The organism is Mesobacillus boroniphilus (assembly GCF_018424685.1).
Lineage (GTDB): Bacteria > Bacillota > Bacilli > Bacillales > Cytobacillaceae > Mesobacillus > Mesobacillus boroniphilus_A.
Genome location: NZ_QTKX01000002.1, coordinates 314,425 through 329,115 on the forward strand (window position 1 = coordinate 314,425; position 14,691 = coordinate 329,115).

Consider the following 14,691-nt stretch of genomic DNA (forward strand, 5'->3'; position numbering starts at 1 on the left):
TTTGTTATTGGTTATGTGGATGGCACTCTATGCTAAATCCATTGCGTTGTAACTTTTGTTTTCGTTTATGGTGGCGAATTTAATTTTGTTTAAGCCTATTTGGCTGGGATTGATTTCTCTTGCATACATGGATAGTACTTGAGTTGTGTTGATGTTGCCTTGGCTTGTTGCGAGGCAGCCGTTGGAGTAGCATCCGATGAATTCAAGGAGGTGCTCCATGGACTTGCTTTTGATATAAAGTTCCTGGGTGAAGTCGGGGGAGTACGATATATATAAGATGAAGTACTTCATGTCCTTACCTCCTTGAAAATGGACTTCTTTCATGTCTTTCTTTTTCGGCTGCTTTGAGGAATTCGAAAGGAAGCGTGCCCAGTGGTTTTCTAATCGTTCTACTGTAAAAGTTATTGAAATATTGATCACAGGTCTTCTTCTATGCTTACTATGTCGATGATTTTGCGGATGTCTTTGATATCCAATGCCTCACTGATTCTTTTGATATGATCTAATTGGATTCTTTTTCTTTTATTGTTGGCTAATTCACTTAGGGTGGCGTGTCTAATATCTGCTAAGCGGGACAATTCTCTTAAAGAAATGCCGTGCTCTTTTAGAAGCTTGTGTATATTAATTTTAACCGTATTCTCTGCCATACCCTACACCCATTTCCATTGACTATAAGGCAAAACTATCATCTTTGGATGGATGAAGTGGTACCCATATGAGTACCACTTTACTGTTTTGGCGAGAATTTTTTTAGGTTGTGAGGGATAATCAGAATTTGTATTTCCAGATAGCTTGGTGGAATAGCGATATCTGTTTTGAAAAATAGCTGCTCTTGTTACCTTCTGCTTTTTTTAAACGCAAAAGAGACGACTTATGACAAGTCATCTTTTTTTAAAATGTGCTATCCGTAAAAGTATGTATTGATATACATCTTGATTCTTAACCTTATTTAAAGAATTTATCCCCAAGTACTCTTTTTCTAATTTCCTTTGCTGGTGAACCATATGCCACAGTGTACGCATCTATATTCTTAAGAACCGTATATCCAGCGCCTATTACACTATGTTCACCAATGGAAAGGTTATGAATGACATTTGCACCTAAAGAAATAACGGAGTGGTCTCCAATTTTTACTGTGCCTGCTAATGTAGCCCCAGGAGCAACTGTTACAAAGTTACCGATCCGGCAATCATGATCAACTGAAGATTTGGTATTTATGATGCAGTGACTGCCAACTGTAGTGTCAGGATTAATTACGGCATTTGCCATTACTACGGTACCTTCGGCTATAGTTATATTTTTACCAATAACAGCTGAGGGATGGATTGCACTAATGAAATTAAAACTTTCTCTTACGTTCTTGATACTTTGAACAGTTTGGTATCTCCTCCAATTGTCCCCTACGGCCACTATTCCTCCATGAATGTCTTCATCCATCTCTTTTAAAACATTTAAGCCACCTAAAACTTTATAGCCTAAGACCTCTGTACCCGCCTCTTTAGAACCATCAATTAATCCGGTAATGTTGTAAATACCCATCTTTTCGACTATATCTATGATGACTTTACTATGGCCACCCGAACCGAAAATTACAATATTATTCAATTTTGCCCTCCTTTTTACATAAATCTATTAACTTTAATTTACCAGAGTTATACAATAGAAATAACTATTTTTTTATGAGGTGAAGCATGAGAAAGAGGACCATAAGTGTTAATGACGTTCTACAATGTCCAGAACTTGACGGTGCTAATTGTCCTAAAACTGACGGAATCACTGTCCAAATGAAGGGGAAGCAGCTCCGTTGCTTCCCCAAAAATTTTACAAGTCAACTTGTTACGTCTCATTTTTCTTGAGGTAGAACCTAACACCATTTCGAATCGTAAGGATGTTGTAGACGTCAAGTCGAATTTTACACTTTATGCTCGTTTTCTTTTTACACTTCTGCTGAAAAAATGCTTTTTCGGTTTTTAATCCGATGACTTTCCTCGTCCTCTCCAACATGTACGACTTCCACACTATGAAGTATTTATCAAGGTTTCTTTCGATAAATCATATTGGAATTTTATGATAGTTTGCTATAAGTACGTGTTCTAAAATTGTAAAGTATTTAAATGTGTGTTGATGCACAAATTAATAGTAAATCAGGACGAAAATTGGATATTTATGTTAAGATTAATGTTAGAATTTGTAGATGATAGATTATTCTTATTAGTAATAAGAATTGTATAAAGGAGAAATGAAGCATGTTAAGTTATAGGTTTAGGAAAGAGTACTACTATTGTTCTTCATGCGATGAACAATTTACCACTGACGAATTGGATGGTAGCGTTGAGCCGGAATGGTATTGTCCTAAGTGCAAAGAGAATCTAGATATTTTTGCACTTGATAAGGACGAGAAACTTGTTGTCCAACGAAAGTATCCAGAGGATTTAGTTGTAGGTGACCGTATTTACGTTGTTGGTTATGGGTATCATGGGATACATAAATTAATGAATAAAAATAAAATTAAAAAGGGCTATGCGTTGTCATTACTAGAACATGGTAGATTAGAAGTAGCAAAAGATCAGTGGCTCAACATACACGAAGGTACATGGAATCCTAGTAATACCAGTATTGATTTAAACATTTAATCTAATGAACTAAGATTAAGGTGAATGTTGTCACTTGCCGGTAAAAGGGGGACGTAAAAATTGGAGGAAAATAACAATGGTTTAGATAGTCCTGAAATAGAATATCCTTCTGCTGAGTTAATGCTATCTGTTATACAAAAAGAGTATGAATACGAGGCAGAGAGGGTAAGAAGTTTGGAAGCACGGACAGGAATATTTCTAGCTTTTGCTGGTGCACTATTAGTCTTCCTATCTAGTAGTTTGAAGTTGCCTGATTTGAAAAAAACTGAGGTTGATTCTATCGTTCAGGCATTTCCAATCGTTTTAGTAATTATCCTTACTTTTTTAACATTGGCCGTTCTGATATTGGCAGTTATTTATTTTGTGAGAGTAATTTCAATACAAACATATAAACGATTAGCTATTAAAGGATTCGTTGAAAAAAATACACAAGATAAAGTTGATACAATTGCCAAGGAACTTATGATTGATTATCAAAAAGTAGTTAAGCACAATAACGAAGTAAATAATAAAAAAGTAGAAATTTATAAGAAAGGTCTATATGCAATAATGGCTGCAATTATAATGACAGCAATTGTTTATAGTATAAATATATTTATTTAGGAAGGAGGAAGCGTTATGCCGAAGGATGATGAAAGAAGTTGGGATGATAGACTAGATGGTGGATCAAATAACACAGATAATACTTCTAGGTTTGGTACCCAAAATATAGATGAAGGTACCAGGTTTGGTACAGAAGATATTTCTAAAGGATTTGGCACTAAGCCTGAATTCTTTACAAGGAATACCGATAAGAAACCAAATGGCAACTAGATGTATTTACGCACCATGATTAATCTATAGTATTATGGTTAGAGAAGTAATTTATAGAAGAAAAACGACCAATCAGGCTCATCTCCAATCTAGGAGGTGAGCCATTTTTTTGTTTTAAAGGGGAGTCATTTAACCCAAAGCAGAATTAGAGATGAAAAGGGAGAGGGAAAGAATAACCGGCCTATATTATTAGTAGAAACTCGAATTTATTAATCTATATTTTGCGTATTTTTATCTGGAGACACAGGGACGGTTCTGGCGTCTCTTTTGGTAGTTGATATAGTTTGGTTGGGAGGTACCCTTTGATTCTGTTTGCGATCTGAGATTGGGAATCAATTAAGGGCGGAAGTAATGCACTCCGCCCTACAATTTGTTATTCTTTTATTTCCTCATATGCTTCTAACAATATCTGTTCCATTTCGTTAACAAAATAGTTGAGCATCTTTTCGCCTTTTTCTTTGGTTGCTTTTGTTGCATCCCCATATACTCCGCTTTTACTTAAGTCTCCTAATGAAATGGAGGATCTTCCGTAGAGTCTTGGCTTTTCAGGGTATTCTCTTACAGCCTTGGACATGTCAACTAGTTCAGGTTTTAGCGCAAGCATGAGTGAAGTTTCAAACTCGCATGCATGCACCATGCCGTGCCAGGTTGGGGAATCACAAATCTCTTCGATCGTTTTGTTCAGGTTAGGATAGAACAGATAAATGACTGGAATATCGAGTTCATCGGCTAGTTCCCGGGTGGCATATTTCATGCTGGCGTTATTGGCATCGTGCCCATTTACTAGAACCAGCATCTTGATTCCATAACGTGCAACGCTATGAGCGACATCCTTAATTACCGCTTCAACATGATGCTGCTGAAGGGAAACCGTGCCGGGGATGTCTCTCCATACCCAGGAGTAACCGAAGGGCTGAGTTGGCAGCAGCAAGGCACCGGTTTTTTCTGAGAGTTTCCTGGATACTCCTTCTGCAAGGTAGATGTCAACTCCAAGAGGGAGGTGGTGGCCATGCTGTTCAGTTGCTCCCATCGGTAAAATAGCTACAGGGAATTCATTAATGGCTGCCTCGACTTCATCCCTTGTCATATTGATCAGTTCTCTTGCGTTTCCCATGGTGTCACCCCTCACTGCTTAAAATATCTGCGTATTTCTGAGCATTCCTTTTGATGTTTTCTCTATCATTTTTCGTCGCACCTCGAGGCACAAGGTCACTGCCAATCCCAAATGATGTACAGCCTGCTTTGTAATAATCCCGGATATTTTCTAGTGAGACTCCACCAACAGCCATAATGTTAATGTTAGGGAATGGTCCTTTTAGATTTTTAATGTAGTCTGTTCCAAGATTGCTGGCTGGGAAAAGTTTTACAACATTAATGCCAAGGTTCAGAGCCTGCATAATCTCGCCAGGTGTGAAAACACCCGGAAGAATTTCGACATTTAATTCTTTGACTTCTTTAGCAAGTTCTTTATCCCATCCAGGTGTAATGATGTAACGTGCACCAGCATCTATTGCCTTTTTGGCCTGTGTAATGGAGGTGACAGTCCCAACTCCAAGATGAATCCGATCGCCAAACGTTTCATTTAGGATTCTAATGCATTCCAGTCCTTTTTCTTCTTCGCTTAAGGATACCTCGACCCAGTTGATGCCTCCCTCAAGCAATGCCTCCTGGATATCGATTACCTCAGTGGGGTCTACTCCACGAATGATTGCTACTATTGTTCCTTTTTCTAAGTTCATCATATTCACCATCTTAAAACTGGCCAAGCCAGCGAGCTGGGTTTTTGATGAAAATTGTATCGATATCTTCCTGGCTGATACCCTCATTCAATAGGCGAGAAATGAACTTTTTGAGGATGTATTCAAAGCCTGGACCTCCGCCATAGGCATGAAGATAACTCTTTCGACCCATGTCTGCTGAGACTAATAGTTGCTCAACATATCCGTTTTCAATCATATTCTTAATCAGTTGCACTCGAACACTGTCTGGATAATACTTGATTTTACTAACTCCATCGAACTGCACATAAGCTCCTCGTTTAGCTAGCTCAAGATGATAGTAAGGATCAGCGTTTCGGTCACTGTGTCCCACTGCCACTTTTGTAAGATCTACACCCTCTTCTTCAAGAATATCCAATAATTCTTCACCCATTGTTCCTGCTTCTGTATGAAGCCAAACTGGTGCACCAGTTTCAAGCTGTGCTCTTGCCATTGCTCGAGTCACTTTTTCTTCTTGGGAGTGAATGAGCTGATCCCATGAACCGGCTTTTAAGAAACCTGCTTTAGCAGATGTTCCGTCCATCCCAATGGTAACGTCCCTAACCAATTTTTGTGTAATTTCTTCTACCTTTAATGCTTGTACCCATTGTGGGAAATAAATATGTTTATTGAAGCCAGTTGTCATGACTAAGTTCACGCCAGTTTCCTTGGCCATTCTGATCAAGTGTTTTGCATCGCGTCCGTAATCAATTGTTGTGGCATCAACAAGTGCATTACCTCCTGCACGTTTGAATCTCCAAAGTTCACTTACGCTCGCTTCATAATCTGTTAATTCTAAATCACGATCTTTTTGGCTGGACGGCGGGTTTGCCCATAAGTGTTCATGGCTGTATGTGAATCCTAAATCTTTTGCGTCAATATCTCCTAAAACAGTACGAACTTTACCCATTTTTATCACTCCTGATCTTATTATTGAAATAGTGAGAGGAAAGAATTTTTACTCTTTCCTCTCATAGGTAAATTAAATTTGAATACCGAACAACATGCCTACCAGGCGAATAAGAATCACCACGATGATTGCGTCTGGAGAAGCGAACCACAGTCCTTCGATTCCATATTGTGTAACATCGACAAGTGGGTATGCAAGAGCCACGAGCAATGTCCAGCTAAAGCCTAGGAAAAATCCACTTATAATTGCTCCGCGTCTTCCGCCGGTTGCGTTTCCGAATACTCCAGCTGCTCCACCCATGAAGAATAAGCCAATTACAGATGGTAAAACGACAACTGGGAGGATACTAGAAATGGCAGTTACCAGTAATCCGCCAACCAAAGCTGCTAAGAAACCTAGTGTTACAGCGATTGGTGCGAATGAATAGAAAATCGGAACGTCCAGGGCAGGCTTTGCACCGGGAACGATTTTTTCGCCAACCCCTTTAAAGGCTGGAACAATTTCACCAAGGAACATTCGAACGCCTTGAAGAAGAACAAGAATACCAACAACAAATGTCAGTGCAGACATGATGGAAAACTGAATTGTATTTTGTCCGCCGGCTATTTCAGCCATTTTAGTCGGGTCAACAAATAGGGAAGTAACAACGTAAATGATGATCATGACGATACCCATCAGGACACTCATGTCTTTTAAGAAGTCAAGTGACTTAGGTACTTTCACATCTTCGGATGACTTTTCCTTGTTCCCTAATTTTCCGCCAATCCATCCTGACAAGCTGATCCAGGAGCTGCCCCAGAAACCAAAAGCAATATTGTCATTGCCGGTGATTTTACGGACAAATGGCTGGGAAATAGCCGGGAATAATACCATTGAAACACCTTGAATAATTGAACCAAGGACAACCGTCATTGTTGAGGATAACCCCATTTGATGGAAGACGATTGCCATTGTGCCAGCGAATGAAAACATCATATGGCCGGTTAGGAAGATGTACTTCCATTTTGTGAATCTTGCAATCACGAGATTAATTAAGAAAGAGAATACTAGAATAAAAGCAGTTTCTTTACCTAATACATTTTGTACGGCCGCAACAAGAGCGTTATCTTCCGCAACAATGCCTTTTAGTCCAAATGCTTCAGTAAACATGGTACTGAAGGGGATTAAAGCGGTTACAATAATGTTCGCACCTTGCTGAAGAATCAAGAAACCAAAGATTGTTTTTAAAGTCCCCTTGATTACATCCGAGGTGGACTTTCTCAAAGCAATCAAGCCTAAGGCTGCGATAAGTGCCAGTATAATTGCGGGATTACTTAAAATAGATACGATAAAGTCCAGCATCTATTTCACCCCTTTAGCAATTTTCTCAATGACTGGCATTACTTTTTGCTCTATCTCTTCCTTATCTAAAAGATTGTTGATTGATACTACTTCAACTGATTCGTCGCTCAACTCTGAAGCTATTTCACTTGATGCAACCATGAAATCACAAGCTTTTCCTTTTGCAGAACCTAAATCCACCGCCTCGCCGTCAACCTCATATCCATGTTTCTTAGCGATTGCCTGAACGTCCATCAAAAGCATTAGTGATGTTCCAAAACCCATTCCACAAACAGTAACAATTCTCATTTTCCCCAGCTCCTTTAGTTTAAAATTGAAAGAATTTCTTCTTCTGAATCTGAATTCAGGATAATCTCCAGCTTTGTCTTGTCTCCTAACACTGCTGCAATTGATTGTAGCATTCCAATATGGCTAGTGCTGTCAGTGCCGCAAATCGCACAAACTAATTGAACAGGGTCATTTGTCGGATGACCGAATACCACTGGATTCTTGAGACGGATCAGGGAAAAGCCCTGCTCAAGAACACCATGTTCAGGTCTTGCATGAGGGATGGCAATGGAAGGGGACAAAACGATATAAGGGCCAACATCTTCAAAGCCTTTCACCATTGCATCAATATATCGATCCTCTACTTTGTTTTCGGCGGCCAAAAGGGCTCCTGCTGCACGAATGGCTTCTTCCGCAGTTTCTGCTTCAACATCCAATTGGATGAGGTTTTTATTAATGGTTAGCATTTTTTACTCTCCTTCCGCAGTGAATGTTTTTAATTTATTTCGTCCAACCAGGTCAATATCATATTCATATCGATCAGACCTGTTAGCCATTTCAACCATCTCAAATGGAGTTCCATCAGGAAGGTAGGATACCCTGGTAATATGAAGAATGGCTGAATCAGGAGAAATTCCTAATTCCAATGCCTCAAGGTCAGTAGCTAATCTGGCCTTGACCCTTTCATGGGCTCTTTCAAGCTGGATTCCATAATCCTCCTCGAGAATTTCGTACAGGGATTCTTTCGTTAGGCCCTTTTCCAGAAAACCTGGAGTGAATTTAGAGCGGAAGTAATTAATAAGGATTGAAATAGGTTCCCCGTCCGCGCATCGCAAACGCTTCAAACAGATAACTTTCTCGCCTTTGGATAATTGAAGCTCTTTTGCAATTTTTTTCGATGGTTCGATTTCATTGACCATCAAATTTTTAGTCTCTGTTTGTTTTCCTTTTAATCGCATCTCCTCTGTCCAGCTAGTGATGTTACCTGCCTTTTGGACAATATTCTTAGTCTGAACAAAGGTACCTCTACCTTGAGTCTTTGTCACAATGCCCTCGCTAGCCAGTTCTTCTATTGTTTTTCTGACTGTAATACGGCTGACCCCAAACAATTTTTCAATTTCGGACTCAATCGGAAGGGCATCGCCTTCCTTTAAATTTTTCTCAATGTACTCCAGAAGTGCTTCTTTTAATTGCTTATAAAGAGGAACCTTTGAATGTTTATCCAGCTGCAAAATTTATCACCTTCTCTTTAAAGGTTATGATGAATTACTTTGTAATCGCTTAATTAAATAATAACATTATAATGAATAGTGTCAAACTATTTTTAAAATTTAGAAAGGTTATGATGTTTTTGAGGGAGGAGGGTTTCTTATTTGGGAGTGGAAGTAAAAGAATATATGGGAAAAATGGGGTGCGACATAAGCAGGGTTCGAGACGACTGAAAGTGAAGTGCACCCCTTAAAATGGTTTCCAAACACCTCTACTTTAAGGGGTGCACCTCACCGTCCCTATGTCCCACAAGACGCCAAAAGTCGTCACGGCATGTCATTATCTACGGTCTGTTTGTTCATTTTTATGAAAAAAATGTAGAAAATGAACATAATAAAATGTAAAATAATAGATGTTGGATAGGAGATGGTACAAAAATGAACAAAGATGCCTTGAAAATAATACGAGAATATAAAAAAAATAATAGATTGACACAAAGGGACATTTCGGAAATCTGTGATTTTTCTTTAGGGAAAACAAATAAATTATTTAACGAATTGATCAAGGATGGTCTATTACTCAAATCGCCTAGTGGTTATTCACTGACAGAACAAGCAGATCAGGTAATGGAGCTGTATCGAGTGGATAATGCGATTATTCTTGCTGCTGGATTTGGTTCGCGTTTTGTCCCTCTTACTTATGAAACGCCTAAAGGTTTGTTGGAAGTACGCGGCGAGAGGATGATCGAGCGTCAGATTGAACAGTTGATTGATATGTCCATTACTGATATCACGATTGTCGTTGGTTATCTAAAAGAAAAATTTGAATATCTCATTGATAAGTATGGTGTTAAGCTGATTTATAACCCGGAATATGACACTAAAAATAATCTATCTACTCTTTATCATGTATGTTACCTACTGAGGAACACCTACATTTTGTCTAGTGATAATTATATGACTAAAAATTTGTTCAATACGTATGAGTTTGAAAGCTGGTACAGTGCCGTAAAGGCAGAAGGTGAAACAGCCGAGTGGTGTTTGACAGTTGATCGTAAAGACCGAATAAAGCGGGTGGAGGTTGGAGGAGTAAACTCGTGGCATATGTACGGTCCGGTATTTTTCTCGAAAGAGTTCTCTGATCAAATAGTTCCTTTGTTGGAAAAGACATATAAGCAGCCAGGAACAGAGGATTTTTATTGGGAAGATGTTTTGAAACAGAATCTTAATGTATTAGAAATGTATATAAATCGACAGCCCGAAAACACTGTTTATGAGTTTGAAAGTTTTGAGGAATTAAGGGTTTTTGATTCGACATACAGAGAACAGTCCAATAATAAAGTGCTGTCATTAATAAGTTCAATCTTTAAAGTTAGCGAAGATGAAATTAAAGATATTCAACCATTGAAACTGGGCATGACGAATAAGTCATTCTTATTCACGATTAATGAAAAAAAATATATTTGCCGAATTCCAGGAGAAGGTACAGAGCAGCTGATTAATAGAGATGAAGAATATTGGAGTATTAAAGCCGTTATACCTTTAAAGATCACTGAAAACATTGTCTATATCGATTCAAAGAGCGGCATTAAAATATCAGAATTCGAAGTAGGGGCCAGAAGCTTAAACATAAATAGTGATATTGAGCTATTCGAAAGCATGAAGACTCTTAATAGGCTTCACAATAGTAATGTCACCGTGCCTCATCATTTTAATATAGAGGAAAATATATTAACTTATGAAGAGTTATGCAATAAAAGCGGAGCTATTCTATTTGAGGATTATTCATCAGTAAGAACAAAGATGAGTGAGCTTCTCTCAATCCTAAAGAAAATGGACCTTCCGTCAGTATTTTGTCATATTGACGCTCACTTTGATAATTTTTTAGTATTGCCGAATGGAGATCTGAAATTGATTGATTGGGAATATGCAGGTATGTGTGACCCTGTAATCGATCTTTCCATGTTTGCGCTATATGGTAATTTGAATCATGATCAAATTGAAAAGCTGATGGACTATTATTTCGATAGAAGTCCAACTCAGGAAGAACGCCTTAGAGTCTATATTTATATTGCGCTTGGCGGGTTTTTATGGGCAATGTGGGCACAATATAAGCAAGCACTGGGAGTGAAATTTGGAGATTATACTCTTATTATGTACCGTTATGCAAAAGATTATTATAAAAAAAGTATGGGGATTTTAATGGGGGAAACAGAATATGAACATGCAAAAAAGTAAAACTAAACAGGAAATAGATTGGACTTTAACTCTCGCGCCACTCATTCTAATAATATTCATGTCGGTAATTCTATTGGCTTATCCAGATGCTAGCAGTAATGCTATAGAATTCTTGAGAAGTATTTTTGTCGGTGACTTCGGTTCGTTCTACATTGTATTTGGCCTTGGCGTATTTTTAGTATCGATTTGGTTGGCTTTCTCCCGTTTCGGTCAAGTGAAACTAGGTGATTTGGAAAAACCAAGATTTAATACATTCGCATGGGGTGCAATGATTTTCACCTCTACTATGGCTGCGGATATCCTATATTGGTCGCTGATTGAATGGGCTTATTATTTTGGTGCAACTCCTTTTGGTATGGAAAATCTAAGCCTGGCACAGAGACAGGATTTTGCTTCAACTTATCCATTATTCCACTGGGGACCTATTCCATGGAGTTTTTATATTCTGCCTGCGGTTGCATACGGATATATGATGTATGTGAAGAAACGCAAAAGACAAACTCTATCAGAAGCGTGCCGTTCAACAATCGGACATCATGCTGATGGAGCGTTAGGTAAATTCATTGATATCTTCTCGATTGTTGGATTGCTTGCAGGGACAGCTACTACATTCTCTCTTGCAACACCATTATTATCATTGGTCGTGTCGACAATTTTTGGGATCCCTCAAAGTACAGCGTTGACTATCATCATCTTAGGGGTCATCGCATTGGTTTATACAATCGCTGTTACGTTAGGGTTAAAAGGAATTTCAAAGCTCGCGAATCTCTGCGTGATAATCTTTTTGGCACTCATTGCAATCTTTTTATTTTTTGGACCTACGAGGTTTATGATAGAAAGTGGAATTACAGGAATTGGGAAACTAGCAAATGATTTCTTTAGTATGGCAACATGGATGGATCCACTTCGAGTATCTGGCGAAGGTGGTTCTGGATTCCCGCAAGACTGGACTGTTTTCTATTGGGCTTATTGGATTGCGTGGTTTGTTGCAACACCGTTCTTCATTGGTAAAATCTCTGAAGGAAGAACAATCAAACAAACCATTTTAGGCGGGTTTACATGCGGGTTATTAGGAACATTTACTTCCTTTATTGTGTTTGGTAACTTTGGACTTTTCCACCAAACACAAGGTAACGTAGATGCAGCAGGAATGCTCGCAGATGGAGCTAGTCCATCTGAAGTAATCCTTCAGATTTTCCAGCAGCTTCCTATAAGTGGTGTCGCACTTGTATTATTAGCAGTAGCGATGATCGCCTTTTACGCAAGTACATTCGATGCCATAACACTTGTTGTAGCAGAATACTCATTGAAAAAATTAGAGCCCGGACAGGAGCCACCTAAATCTATCAGAGTATTTTGGGCATTAATCTTTATCATTTTACCTATCGCACTGATCTTTAATGAGACTACCCTAACCATGCTTCAAACGATATCAATCGTTGCAGCATTCCCATTAGCAATCATAATGGGTATCATTATATTTAGCTTTATAAAAGATTTAATTAACGATAGCAAAACAGTATAGGGGGACGGTTCTCGTATCCCTTTGGAAGCCGAAGTATTTTGAGGAGTACGACACAGAAATAGTTCGTAACCATTAAAAAGTATCTTTATTCAAAAAGAAATCTCCATTCCTAGGCTGCTTTTAGGTAATGGAGATTTCTTTTTGGCATCTTGAAATGATGAAAAGAAATACCGTGGAAACAGAGTTGTTAGAGGGTAGAATTTTCGCTATCCTCTTTGAGACACAGGGACGGTTTTGTGTCTTGTTGGAGAGTTGAAATAGTTTCGTTGACTTTATTGATGGAAGGAGCATGGGGTACGTCCCCATGCTTCTCATCTTTGTTTATTTGAAGGCTTAAAAATAACAAATTTACTTGCAAAATAATTAAAGATCACTACAAAAACATTCGCAATAATTTTGGCTATCAAACTATCTGCTTTAATGAATTCAATGAGAATAATCATTAATGACAAGTCCAGGAAATAGGAAAGTAAGCGGAAAAATAAAAAAGAAATTAGTTCTTTGAACAAGGAGTATATGCCAGTAGTTTTGCTATTAAAGACATATAGTTTATTTGTGATGAAGGCAAAGATCACGGATATAATCCAGGCAATGGTAGTAGCAACTCGGTAATCCATGCCAAATATATGATTAATCAACCAAAACGAAGCAATATTAACTACAGTAGTGAGTATGCCAAATATTAGATAGTTTACAACTTCAATTTTATTTTTCATTTTGAATTTTCCTTGTTCATTGGTGATCTTGATTCACTTTGTTCATTGAAGCAGAACTTTGATTAGATTCTTTTTCATTGTTATATTCGTCTATAAAATAAAGAGGCCGGTTTTTCGTTTCGTTAAAAATTCTCCCCAAATACTCTCCTATAATCCCTAGCGATATTAACTGGATGCCTCCTAAAAATAATATGACCGTCATTAAAGAAGGGTAACCTGGCACAGGTTCTCCTGATACCAATGTTTTTACGATAATCCAGATCATGTAGATAAAGGCAAAAAAGGAGATAACAACACCAGATAAAGCAGATAATCTTAAAGGTGTTGTTGTGAACGAGGTGATTCCTTCAATGGCCAGATCAGTCAATTTAAGATAATTCCATTTTGTCTCACCAGCAGCTCTGGGATCACGGTCGAATAAGATTTCTTTTTTGTTATAACCAATCCAGCTGAACATTCCTTTTGTATATCTCTGAGTTTCCCTCAGTTGTTTAAGTGCTTCTACGCAGCGTCTGTCAAGAAGACGGAAGTCACCGGTATTTTTCTGGATAGGAATCCTGGTCATTTTTTGAAGAAGCCGGTAGAAGGCTGATGAAGACCATTTCTTGAACCACGTCTCTCCACTTCTGGACTTTCTCTTTGCATAGATATCATCATATCCCATTTCCCAATAACGGATCATTTCAGGAATTAACTCAGGAGGGTCCTGTAAATCAGCGTCGAGAATGATTACTGCATCACCTTTAGCGTAGTCTAAACCAGCAATCATCGCAGTTTCCTTGCCAAAATTACGTGATAGATTAATGTAAGATATCCTATTGTCATTTTCTCTCATTTTTTTAATTATGGATAAAGTATTATCTTTACTTCCATCATTAACAAATAATATTTCAAACTTATAAAATGGAATATTTTCAATCACATTAGTTAGCCTATCATATAATTGTTGCAATACAGCTTCCTCATTATAGGCGGGTACTAGAATCGTTAAATTATTCATTGCTATATACTCCTTAGTAAATAATGATTAGGCATGGTCATCACGATTCGTCATTAATCAACAACTAAGTATACTACATTGGTTCATATAAATTAAGAAGCAAGCTCAAAACCTATTTTTTTCCCAAGGGTGGGACATAAGGATTTTAGTGTCCCATTTGGCGGTCGAAAAAAGAGGCCGGAAGATTCGATATATGCTCTTTAAAACAAAGATTAAGACACGACGAGCACCAGGAATTGCTTGTCGTGTCTTTTGTGCGTGGTCCCTCCTAGGAATGCTCTCT

Annotated in this window: 17 protein-coding genes; 5 read left to right on the forward strand and 12 right to left on the reverse strand. The window is 38.2% G+C overall.

Features of this window, described 5'->3' with window-relative positions; genetic code table 11:
• Positions 1-27: 27 nt before the first annotated feature.
• From DYI25_RS14555 to DYI25_RS14565, 3 genes are all read right to left on the reverse strand, one after another.
• Entirely contained in the window at positions 28-291 is a 264-nt protein-coding gene (locus tag DYI25_RS14555; protein WP_213370132.1) for a hypothetical protein, read from the reverse strand.
• A 125-nt stretch (positions 292-416) separates the two neighbouring features.
• Positions 417-647, reverse strand: coding sequence for a helix-turn-helix domain-containing protein (locus DYI25_RS14560; RefSeq protein ID WP_213370134.1), 231 nt, complete (start codon positions 645-647; stop codon positions 417-419).
• Positions 648-945: 298 nt separating this feature from the next.
• On the reverse strand, positions 946-1,605 hold the full coding sequence (locus DYI25_RS14565) for an acetyltransferase (RefSeq protein WP_213370136.1): 660 nt from the start codon (positions 1,603-1,605) through the stop codon (positions 946-948).
• A 641-nt stretch (positions 1,606-2,246) separates the two neighbouring features.
• Here DYI25_RS14565 and DYI25_RS14575 point away from each other — a divergent pair.
• From DYI25_RS14575 to DYI25_RS14585, 3 genes are read left to right on the forward strand one after another with little or no spacing between them, the layout of a single operon-like run.
• The gene (locus tag DYI25_RS14575; RefSeq protein WP_213370138.1) at positions 2,247-2,633 is read left to right on the forward strand and encodes a hypothetical protein; all 387 of its coding nucleotides are present in this window, start codon (positions 2,247-2,249) and stop codon (positions 2,631-2,633) included.
• A gap of 60 nt (positions 2,634-2,693) precedes the next feature.
• Positions 2,694-3,236: a hypothetical protein gene (locus DYI25_RS14580; RefSeq protein WP_213370140.1), complete on the forward strand. Its 543-nt coding sequence runs from the start codon at positions 2,694-2,696 to the stop codon at positions 3,234-3,236.
• Positions 3,237-3,251: 15 nt separating this feature from the next.
• Entirely contained in the window at positions 3,252-3,446 is a 195-nt protein-coding gene (locus tag DYI25_RS14585; protein ID WP_213370142.1) for a hypothetical protein, read from the forward strand.
• A gap of 373 nt (positions 3,447-3,819) precedes the next feature.
• Here the strand turns inward: DYI25_RS14585 and DYI25_RS14590 are convergent, their stop codons facing one another.
• The 7 genes from DYI25_RS14590 to DYI25_RS14620 all read right to left on the reverse strand — a co-directional run bounded on the left by DYI25_RS14590 (position 3,820) and on the right by DYI25_RS14620 (position 8,953).
• Positions 3,820-4,560, reverse strand: coding sequence for a creatininase family protein (locus tag DYI25_RS14590; RefSeq protein ID WP_213370144.1), 741 nt, complete (start codon positions 4,558-4,560; stop codon positions 3,820-3,822).
• A gap of 4 nt (positions 4,561-4,564) precedes the next feature.
• Positions 4,565-5,188: a bifunctional 4-hydroxy-2-oxoglutarate aldolase/2-dehydro-3-deoxy-phosphogluconate aldolase gene (locus tag DYI25_RS14595; RefSeq protein WP_213370147.1), complete on the reverse strand. Its 624-nt coding sequence runs from the start codon at positions 5,186-5,188 to the stop codon at positions 4,565-4,567.
• Positions 5,189-5,198: 10 nt separating this feature from the next.
• Positions 5,199-6,113 carry a phosphotriesterase family protein gene (locus DYI25_RS14600; RefSeq protein WP_213370149.1) on the reverse strand — a complete coding sequence of 305 codons (915 nt, stop codon included), beginning with the start codon at positions 6,111-6,113 and terminating at the stop codon, positions 5,199-5,201.
• A gap of 72 nt (positions 6,114-6,185) precedes the next feature.
• Positions 6,186-7,454 (reverse strand): PTS ascorbate transporter subunit IIC, encoded by a 1,269-nt coding sequence (locus DYI25_RS14605; RefSeq protein WP_213370151.1) that lies wholly within the window; start codon positions 7,452-7,454, stop codon positions 6,186-6,188.
• Positions 7,455-7,742 carry a PTS sugar transporter subunit IIB gene (locus tag DYI25_RS14610; protein ID WP_213370154.1) on the reverse strand — a complete coding sequence of 96 codons (288 nt, stop codon included), beginning with the start codon at positions 7,740-7,742 and terminating at the stop codon, positions 7,455-7,457.
• Positions 7,743-7,756: 14 nt separating this feature from the next.
• A complete protein-coding gene (locus DYI25_RS14615) occupies positions 7,757-8,188 on the reverse strand; it encodes a PTS sugar transporter subunit IIA (protein WP_213370155.1) in 432 nt (143 codons plus the stop codon).
• Between the two features lie 3 nt (positions 8,189-8,191).
• The gene (locus DYI25_RS14620) at positions 8,192-8,953 is read right to left on the reverse strand and encodes a GntR family transcriptional regulator (RefSeq protein WP_249745460.1); all 762 of its coding nucleotides are present in this window, start codon (positions 8,951-8,953) and stop codon (positions 8,192-8,194) included.
• 414 nt (positions 8,954-9,367) lie between these two features.
• Between DYI25_RS14620 and DYI25_RS14625 the strand changes: the two genes are divergently transcribed.
• Together DYI25_RS14625 and DYI25_RS14630 are read left to right on the forward strand one after the other, a co-directional pair.
• Positions 9,368-11,167, forward strand: coding sequence for an NTP transferase domain-containing protein (locus tag DYI25_RS14625; RefSeq protein WP_213370157.1), 1,800 nt, complete (start codon positions 9,368-9,370; stop codon positions 11,165-11,167).
• Positions 11,148-12,692, forward strand: a complete 1,545-nt coding sequence (locus DYI25_RS14630; RefSeq protein ID WP_213370159.1) for a BCCT family transporter — start codon at positions 11,148-11,150, stop codon at positions 12,690-12,692. Before DYI25_RS14625 ends, DYI25_RS14630 begins: the two co-directional genes overlap by 20 nt.
• 311 nt (positions 12,693-13,003) lie before the next feature.
• Here DYI25_RS14630 and DYI25_RS14635 read toward each other — a convergent pair whose 3' ends face one another.
• A complete protein-coding gene (locus DYI25_RS14635; RefSeq protein WP_213370162.1) occupies positions 13,004-13,408 on the reverse strand; it encodes a GtrA family protein in 405 nt (134 codons plus the stop codon).
• Between the two features lie 16 nt (positions 13,409-13,424).
• Complete coding sequence (locus DYI25_RS14640; protein WP_213370164.1) at positions 13,425-14,408, reverse strand: glycosyltransferase family 2 protein; 984 nt, start codon at positions 14,406-14,408, stop codon at positions 13,425-13,427.
• Between the last annotated feature and the right edge of the window lie 283 nt (positions 14,409-14,691).